Source organism: Psychroflexus aurantiacus (genome assembly GCF_010820555.1).
Classification (GTDB): Bacteria; Bacteroidota; Bacteroidia; order Flavobacteriales; family Flavobacteriaceae; genus Psychroflexus; species Psychroflexus aurantiacus.
On record NZ_JAAIKD010000010.1, the window covers coordinates 1 to 8,947 of the forward strand.

At 30.7% G+C, this 8,947-nt stretch carries 11 protein-coding genes; all 11 read left to right on the forward strand.

What is annotated here, in order from left to right; all coding sequences use genetic code 11:
• The first annotated feature begins 49 nt into the window (after positions 1 to 49).
• Positions 50 to 529, forward strand: coding sequence for a hypothetical protein (locus G3567_RS12870; protein WP_164005725.1), 480 nt, complete (start codon positions 50 to 52; stop codon positions 527 to 529).
• Positions 530 to 540: 11 nt separating this feature from the next.
• A complete protein-coding gene (locus G3567_RS12875; RefSeq protein ID WP_164005726.1) occupies positions 541 to 969 on the forward strand; it encodes an FEKKY domain-containing protein in 429 nt (142 codons plus the stop codon).
• Positions 970 to 1,119: 150 nt separating this feature from the next.
• On the forward strand, positions 1,120 to 2,148 hold the full coding sequence (locus tag G3567_RS12880; RefSeq protein WP_164005727.1) for a hypothetical protein: 1,029 nt from the start codon (positions 1,120 to 1,122) through the stop codon (positions 2,146 to 2,148).
• Between the two features lie 171 nt (positions 2,149 to 2,319).
• The gene (locus G3567_RS12885) at positions 2,320 to 2,799 is read left to right on the forward strand and encodes a hypothetical protein (RefSeq protein WP_164005728.1); all 480 of its coding nucleotides are present in this window, start codon (positions 2,320 to 2,322) and stop codon (positions 2,797 to 2,799) included.
• A gap of 180 nt (positions 2,800 to 2,979) precedes the next feature.
• Positions 2,980 to 3,492 carry a hypothetical protein gene (locus tag G3567_RS12890; RefSeq protein WP_164005729.1) on the forward strand — a complete coding sequence of 171 codons (513 nt, stop codon included), beginning with the start codon at positions 2,980 to 2,982 and terminating at the stop codon, positions 3,490 to 3,492.
• A gap of 187 nt (positions 3,493 to 3,679) precedes the next feature.
• Positions 3,680 to 4,186, forward strand: a complete 507-nt coding sequence (locus G3567_RS12895) for a hypothetical protein (protein WP_164005730.1) — start codon at positions 3,680 to 3,682, stop codon at positions 4,184 to 4,186.
• A 169-nt stretch (positions 4,187 to 4,355) separates the two neighbouring features.
• Positions 4,356 to 5,570, forward strand: a complete 1,215-nt coding sequence (locus G3567_RS12900) for a POT-type proton-dependent oligopeptide transporter (RefSeq protein ID WP_164005731.1) — start codon at positions 4,356 to 4,358, stop codon at positions 5,568 to 5,570.
• Positions 5,571 to 5,698: 128 nt separating this feature from the next.
• Positions 5,699 to 6,274, forward strand: coding sequence for a hypothetical protein (locus G3567_RS12905; protein WP_164005732.1), 576 nt, complete (start codon positions 5,699 to 5,701; stop codon positions 6,272 to 6,274).
• A 160-nt stretch (positions 6,275 to 6,434) separates the two neighbouring features.
• Entirely contained in the window at positions 6,435 to 7,094 is a 660-nt protein-coding gene (locus G3567_RS12910) for a hypothetical protein (protein ID WP_164005733.1), read from the forward strand.
• A gap of 160 nt (positions 7,095 to 7,254) precedes the next feature.
• Positions 7,255 to 7,794, forward strand: coding sequence for a hypothetical protein (locus G3567_RS12915; RefSeq protein ID WP_164005734.1), 540 nt, complete (start codon positions 7,255 to 7,257; stop codon positions 7,792 to 7,794).
• A gap of 170 nt (positions 7,795 to 7,964) precedes the next feature.
• On the forward strand, positions 7,965 to 8,867 hold the full coding sequence (locus tag G3567_RS12920) for a TlpA family protein disulfide reductase (protein WP_164005735.1): 903 nt from the start codon (positions 7,965 to 7,967) through the stop codon (positions 8,865 to 8,867).
• Positions 8,868 to 8,947: the final 80 nt, after the last annotated feature.

Sequence of the window (8,947 nt, forward strand, 5' to 3'; positions counted from 1 at the left end):
TGCTTTTGAACTCCCGCACTACTCATAGCCTGGACCGTTGTAACACATTTTGACAAAACACTTTACATACATATTAATATTTACGATTTTTTTCGGATGCTCTAAAAATGATACAGAATGGAGCTCTGAAAAAAATGCAACAATATACTTTGGTTCAGAACCGAAAAATGAAAAGTTCACTCTTACTTTCAATAAAACTGACAAATCTCTGAATTACAAGTATGTTAATCAAATTGACACAACAAAGACGATAACAATTAGAAAAATAAGAAACTCGGACTCTCTTTTTTTTGGATCTGGTAAATTTATAAAAAATGATAAAATACCTTTCTCAAATGACGAACTTCAAGGTTTAGAGTTTGAGTATTATGAAACGGTAGATTATTCAGAAGACGCAACAGGTCCAATTTTATTTAATCCAAAATATGGACTACTTGCAATAAATAATGTTTACGGACCGACAATTATACTTCTTGACGAAAAAAATGACAGTCTAACTGAAAAGATAATTAAGAAATTAAACGAGTAAAAACACAGCACTTGAAATTAAAATTTGGGATTTTGATAATGTTTTTTTTATTCTCATCAATAATTTTCAGTCAAAACCGAGAATTAACAGATGGAGAATATAATAATAGCACAGCAGGAAAAATAACTTTTGTAGACTCTGAAACTTGCGAACAAATTGATGAGTGGATAAAGGCGGATTTTAAAAATAATAATGTCTACTTATTTTTAAATGGCGGGATTGCGCCTGTAGAATATACATCCGATAAAGATTTTGAAAATAAATACGGAATTCGCTTTTATGATTTTGGATGCGTTCCACCGAATGAAAAGTGTGTGATTGAATACAATTCACGAGTCTTTGATTACTTGACTGAAAAGTATGGAAGAAAATGGAAAAGAAAAATCCGAGATGATGTCATCGGATTTAAGGAATGGAAACGAAACAGCAAACGAAAATAAAACGTGTTACAACATCTAGTATAGCCAATAGCTTTTATGTGCTAAGCCGAAAGTTTTAGTATATTTATAAATATAAAAGATAAACTGAAAATTAAGCTAGTATTTGCGCGCTACTGGCCATACTAGAGAACCGTTAGAGCCAATTCTCCTATGAGAACATTCATCATCACCAGCATATTCGGATTTCTACTTTTCTCTTGCTCAACGAACAAGTCTAACGAACAGACTTCATCCGAACCAGCAATAGAAAATTCAGCAGTAATTGGGAATAAGCAATCAAAATTCAAAGGTCTGAGCATTGACCCCGAATTAACTGGTAACCTAGAGGAACACAGACCATTTGAATCCAGGTCAGAATTAACGATTATTCCAGTAGAATCATATAAGTACGATCTAGATTCGGATGGACAACTTGATAAAATTGAACTTTTCAACTTTGAAGAGTACGCTAATGACCCAGGCGATTTTCAACGCATACGGATAGAACTAGCTAACGGAAAAGTTCTTGACGAATACAACCTTGGAATCAGAGCTAACAACTCCATGCCAACTCAGAATGAAATTTCTTCCGACTTAATTTCAGTAGTCAAAATGGGGAATCTGACATTCTTGATGACCTATGGATGGTACTTTGCAAGTGATCCAACTGAACTTACAGTTTTTGATTTCTCAACTGGTGAACCAAGAAGAATATTTGGTCAAAATTTTAGAACTGATGAATTAGTTCTAAAAGATAGTATTATTCTAACTGGCTACACGCGACTTGAACAAGCAGGAGACTCAAAGAAACCAGAATTGTATGAACTCCGAATTAATGACAACAAATTAGAACTAAAAATTAGCTCCACAGATAAGTTTTCAAACGAAAAAATTGTGTTTTTTCATCTCAGTGAACAAGAGTTTGATTCTGTTGCCAACTTGCCAGATTATCAAGGACTTTATGAGGTTTCATCTGACTTTGGATTCTATGTTTCAAAAGTGATGGACTCACTTAAAAACTCAAATGTTAAGGCCGAAATCACGACAGAACGCTTCATTGATGTTGGGAACGTGGAACTCGACAAATTCGAACATTACGGGTATGGAGCAATATTCATAAAGAGTGATAGCACTTTGATTGAAGTTGGAATAATGACTGATATGGACTACTATAAACTGATTTCAGAGTTCTTCAATTAAAGAAAAAGGCTCTAACATATGCTATGAATGAATGGGGTTTTATAGGTCACGAAACATTGGAGGCACTTGCTAAGTCCGCCACAATTAATAAATTTATATGGCGTGGCTATGCGAATTGAAAGGTTAGTGTTTTCTAATCCCCACTCATCATAGCTAGGCGTTGTGCATAATATGAAAAAAACTACAACTTTACTCTTTTTATTAACTTTAATCGGACTTAACTCTTGTGCGCAAGAATTGACTTGTTCTGATTTTCATTTGGGAGAATTCTATATTCCGACAACAGAGGAATTAAAAAATTTTACTGTAATTAGTAACGATAGTATTCAAGATTTTGAGCTACAATTAGACTCAACTGTAACAAAAACTGTTATTGAAAGAAAAAAGAATGCTCAAATTGAATGGAAAAATGGAATTGGGAACGGACAACCAGCGTATGAAAAAATTGAGTGGATTGACGAATGCACTTATCGACTTACCTATGATGAATCGAAAATGGAATTGGATGAAACGGAAAAATGGGTAAATCAGAATAATGGAATTGTCGTAACTAAACGTAAAATCGAAAATAATTGTTTGTTTTACACGGCGACAATGACAACAAATAATGGAGAAGAACTATCACAAAACGGAGTGATTTGTAAAAAATAAATACTATGCACAACACCGTGTAAAAATAATTGCTTGGTTCTAGCCTACTCGGAAAATCCTGCGGATTTTCCTCTGGTTCGTTCTATTTTTAGTAAGTTAGTTGCTAGCACGCGCAACTATCCTTACACAAACCGTTGTACATAATTCAAAATAATCATCAGTTTTAACTTCAATACCAAGGTGGAAATTACTATTTTTCAAAAATTTAAAAACTATAAAAGGGATTGTATTAAATACTTTATCTATGATACATTCGATTCATTTTTTAAAGCATTTATTCTAATATACTTAATAATTCTGTTGATTGGCTTACTAAACTTTATTGATGAATTAAACTTTTACCCAGACATTATAAATATGTTGATACCATCTTTAGGAATAGGTTTGCTCGGGATGTTAATCTATAGTACATTTTTTTTAATTAGAGCTGTCATTAAAATAAATAAAGAAAGAAAATCACTGTTTGAAGGAGAGATGCATTTAAGTTTTAGTTCAGAAGAGATAAATTTCTTATATGATGGAAATACATATAGTTTTAATTTGAATGAAATTAAAGAATTAAAAGTAATCTATGGAACAGCATTTTTTATATCGATCAAAAACGATATACTTCTGAGAATAAATCACAAAGAAATAACAAATGGGAGTTTTCTAAAGCTAATAGAATTTATTCAAGCAAAATGGAAGAGATAAGAATAATTAAATATTATTAATCATAAAAATTGCTCTTAGAAGAACTATGCACAACATCTAGTATAGCCAATAGCTTCTAAGTGCAAGATCCAAAGTTTTGGTATATTTAGAAATTGAAAAGTTAAACTGAAAATTAAGCTAGTATTTGCACGCTACTTGCCATACTAGAGAACCGTTGCCCACAAGTTTGAAAAAAACGAAAATCACATATTTAATTGGAGTTCTATTTTTCCCAATTTTGATTTATGGACAAAATCTTAAATCTGAATTGAGTAACGAACTGAATAGAATTGACTCAATTGTTGATTTGATTAATAGAACCGAAAAAAACTATTCCGAAGGAATTGCAGAAGGTCCGATTATTTCTAAAAATGTATCTAAAAAAAACGGTGGTTGGGAGGCTTATTTTTTATACAAAGAACAAGATGACAATCTTCCACTAAGAATTAAATACAATCAAGCTAGTCACAAAACGTATCAAAAATTTGAATTTTACTATCAAAACCAGGAAATGATTTTTGCTAAACTGAACGTGAATTTTTATCGCGGGAAAAGAAAAAATAATCCAATTGAGAAAAAATATTACTTTAAAAACTCAAACCTTATTTCAGACTCAAATCCTAAATTGAAAAATTACGGAGTGGAATATATTAAGGAGACTGAAAAAAGAGTCCGAAAAATGATATACGAATGATAACCAGTGGGCAACACTGCATATGTTTTATGGCTAAACATCCTGTTGAATTGAGAATTTTGGTATGTTTATAAAAGATAAAGTTTAACTGAAAATCTTGCGCTTGTTTGCCCGCCACAAATACATATGTGAGAACCGTTGTAGGTAATTTACCAACCCAATAAACTGAATGGATAAAATTGAAAATCAGAAACACACAATAGAAACTCTCTACTACTCTATTTCCAGAATGTTGGAAAGAGCATCTTATTATGGTTTTCGTGCTCTTGTAGTGCTTTATATGGTCGGAGAAACTCTGAAAATGGACAGAGCTGAAGCATTAACCATTTATGGTTGGCTTATTGGCTCTTTAGTTTTCTCTCAAATTATCGGAGGACTTTTTGGAGACTTACTTATTGGAAATAAAAAATCAATAATAATTGGCGGAATTATTCAAGCAATCGGAGCTTTTAGTCTGTGCATACCTTCAACAACTGGACTTTATTTAGGCTTATTTCTTGTCGTTTTAGGTAGCGGATTTTTCACGCCAAATATTATCTCAAATTTTGGAAAATCATATCTAAATAAAACTAAACTATTAGATTCAGGATTTACTGTATTTTATCTCGCAATAAATTTAGGTTCATTTCTTGGTATTTTACTGATTGGATATATTGGAGAAACATATGGTTACAATATTGGATTTGTTTTGTCTGGAATATTAATGTTAATCTCAATAATTCCAATCTTACTTTCAAAGGAAAAAAATTTGGATGAAATTGAGAAAAATCAGTTTTCGATAAGTAAAAGAATTTTTAACATCTTAATTGCATTTATTGTTGTTGGATTATTTTGGGGTTTTTATGAAATATCAAGCATTCGGACTTATGATTTACAACTACAATTGAGCGAAATATCAACTTTAGGTATTCCAAATCATTTATGGCAATCTATCAACTCTATTTTTATTTTACCGATTAGCATAATTGCAATTATTTTGTGGACTTATTTTTACAGTAGTCAATTCTTTAAATTAATGCTCGGTTTTATTTTCGGAGTAGTTTCATTCGGAATATTATTCTTTATTCCAGAAGTGCCGACTGAACAGCATACAATAACTTATTTAATATCATTATTATTTCTTGCAATTTCAGAAATTCATATTGCACCAATAATTCATTCGATTTTGACAAAATATTCTAATCCAAAATATTTAGCAATTCTAATTAGTTTAGCATTTTTACCAACAAGATTAATTTCTTTAATATTTGGTTTGTTTAACGACAGATTATATGATAATCCAATGTTAGGCTTGAAAATTGGAATTGTAGGAATGATAGTTGTTGGAATTGGACTAATTGGATATGTATGGTGGAATAAAAAAACTACCTACAACACCGTATAAAATTAATTGCTGGTTTTAGCCTATTTACGAAAGTCCTCGCGGACTTTCTATCTGTGATTTATTTGCTAACTTTAGTGCTTAAAACACGCAACTAATCTTATACAAAACCGTTGTGTAACATTTGAGAAATGAACAAAATACTAACTTACATATTAATATTTCTGACTTTTAGTTGTGTTGACAAAAAGAATAAAACAGAAACTCAAACATCACTAACTGAACAAAGTGAAACGGAAATTTCGGATTCTGAAAAAACAAAAAAAACGATTTTTGATAAAGTCTTTAGGAAAATTAATGAAATTGAATATTTCAAAAATTACGAAAACGGAATTAGCTCTGTCATAAATTATGACGAAAGAAGATGGGAATATGTTTTTGTTGAGATGGTAAATGACAACAAACGAATAGTTATTCTTGAGAAAATTGTTGAGACTGGAAAACCTGAAAAAAAGTATCAAATTTTAGATACCATTCATATCAATAATTTTAAAGAAAATGAATTTACATCATTTGGTGTTTGCCAAAATAACGGAAATGCAGATTCTCGGATTTTCACAATAATTGAGAGAACTGAAAATGATTTTGATTTAGAATATTTTTCCAAAATTAAAAGTGCGTGGAAAGCAAATCTTAAAACCAAAAAAATTGAAAAAATGACCGAAATCAATGGAATTATGTGTATGAATGAAAGTTATGGAATTTAAAAAAAACGTTACACAACACCGTATAAAAATAATTGCGGTTTAATGCTTAATCAAAGGTCGTTGCGTGTTTGTAACGTCTGATTTTCCTTCGGAAAATCCTCGCATACAAACCCGCAACTATTCTTATACATAAACGTTGGCCCCAATATTTCAGAAAACTATGAACAAAAGTCTACTTCTATTTTTTATCTCTATTTCATTGTCTTGTACTTCTCAAAAACGATTCAATTATGCCGACAAATTAGCCGATTGCTTAACAGAGAATGATATAAATGTTCTTAACAAAGCAACTTCATTATTTGAGAAAAAATTAGAAGAACACTACAAACGAAAAAATCCAAATAAAAACTTCAAATCCTATATTGAAGATTTAGGTTCTATTCCTCCTAATTATGATTTCTCACCTGACTTTTATTCAAATGATAAAACTGCGGAAATTATCAAGGAAATGAAAGAAAACAAAACATTTGAGAAAATATGGAGTAAGTACAAGGTAGACAATTCGGAAGAAGAAATAGCTATTGTTTCGTTATCACAGGAAATTGAAGAAGAACCTGAACAAAAAGAATTAATTACCTATGTTTTGAATCCAAATGGAGACTATTTAAAATGTCTAAATAGTAATTATTCAAACGATCCAATCAAAGAAGTTTTAAATGCACAAACAAAATACGGAGATATAGCTAATTCAATTATTGCAGGAGCAATGAATAAAAAATTAAAAGAAGAAGATTTTGGAAATGAAATGAATAAGGTAGTAGTTGCTTTTGCTTTATATTATAACATGGCAAATCTTCTAATAGATAATCCGATTAAATAAATACTGGGGCCAACAACGGTTAATCGCCAATAAGCGGCACCGTTAGTAAGAAAATAATTAACTTGATCAACAAACCAATACTAAGCCGACAAATCCGCGTCCCTTAATCCGCCAACTGGCGATAACCGAGACCGTTGGCAGCAATTAAAAAAAACAATTCTTGAGAAAGCTGATTTTAATATTAACATTTATTTCCGTTTCTTGTTCGGCAGGTAAAGAACAAGTTATGCCATTTAGGAATTTCGGATATTCAGGAGAAAGGCTTTTTCCTATTCAAAGTAGTGACGCTGAAAACATAGTTCGGATTTGGATAAACAATAGTACTTCAATAGATAGAGTTATTACTATTTTCAAAGACAGTATTTTAAACGAACAAGCGGAACTTATCGAAATCGGACTGACAAAAAATGGGAAAAGAAAATTTCTGACTCAAGAAAATAAAATACCTGCAAGTGGTATCGCTAATTTTTTTAAAAAATTAGATTCATTAAATCTTTTCAAATATAAATCGCAAGAAAATTTTTCTCTCGTTTTACACGAGCCTTTCTCTTTATATGTTATAGAACAAAAAAAAGGTGAAAAATATAATCAATTCACTTTTAGAACAAATTTTCCGAATGAGAATGAAGAGGAAACTGAATTTACAGTTCTTGAAAAGTTTATAATGGATGAATTTCAATGGGAATTTAAATTAAAATAAACTGCTGCCAACACCGTGTATAAAAAATTGCTAGTTTTAGCTAGCACAAAGTTGGTTGCTTGTTTGCCGGCTTCCGATTTTCCTTTGGAAAATCCTCGCCCTCAAACACGCAACTTTCCATACACGAACACGTTAGGCAAAATTTTATATAACTCAGAATCAACTTCTACATGGATAAAACTAAATTATTAATAACAGCAATTATTCTATTCTTCGGTATTTCTGTTATCGGACAAAACCAGAATCAAATAACAAGTACTGTTCAAGTAAACGAGATGATTGAAGTTTATAATAAAAAGCAAATTGAAGAATATGTTGACTATCTATTACCGAGATATTACAAAAATGACCAAGCAAAAAAAGAAAAGTTTGTAGAGATTTGGAAGAAGATTCTAAAAAATGATTCTGACAAATTCACTTATGAAAGGCTTATAAAATCAACCAAATCTGGAGATCAAATTCAATCCTTATTTCAAATTAATTTTAGAGAAAACAGTAAAAGCTATATAGTAGGAATTTCGGAGGATGAAGGAGAAACCTGGAAATTTAGCCAACCAATTAATGAAAATGCCCAATTCGGACAAATATTAAAATCAATACCTACTCTAGATCATTCTTTTGCAAAAATTATTGATCCAGAATTTGGTCATCGATTAAAATATGAAATTGGAGAAACAATTTCACCTTTCAATTATTCAGACATATACGGTAATGAAATATCCTCAGAATCAATAAAAGACAATGTGATCGTTTTAAATTTTTGGGGAACCTGGTGTGCTCCTTGTATAAAAGAGATTCCAGAACTGAATGAATTGGTGAAAAAGTTCAAAAGTGAAAATGTAAGCTTTATTGCACCAGCGATTAATACATCGAGAAAAAATCTTATAAATAACTTTTTACCTATAAATCCATTTTCGTATAGTATTGTTTTAATTGATCAGGATAAATATAATATTACTTCATTTCCAACTCATATAGTGATTAACAACCAAAATGTGGTTGTTGATATAATAAAAGGCTACAGCAAAGCAAATGTGGAAAAACTAGAAAATACTATTCAAAAAGCATTATAAAACTTTGCCTAACAACGGTTCATCGCCAATAGACGGTAGCGTTAGAAAGAAAATAATTAACTTGACCAACAAACCAATAC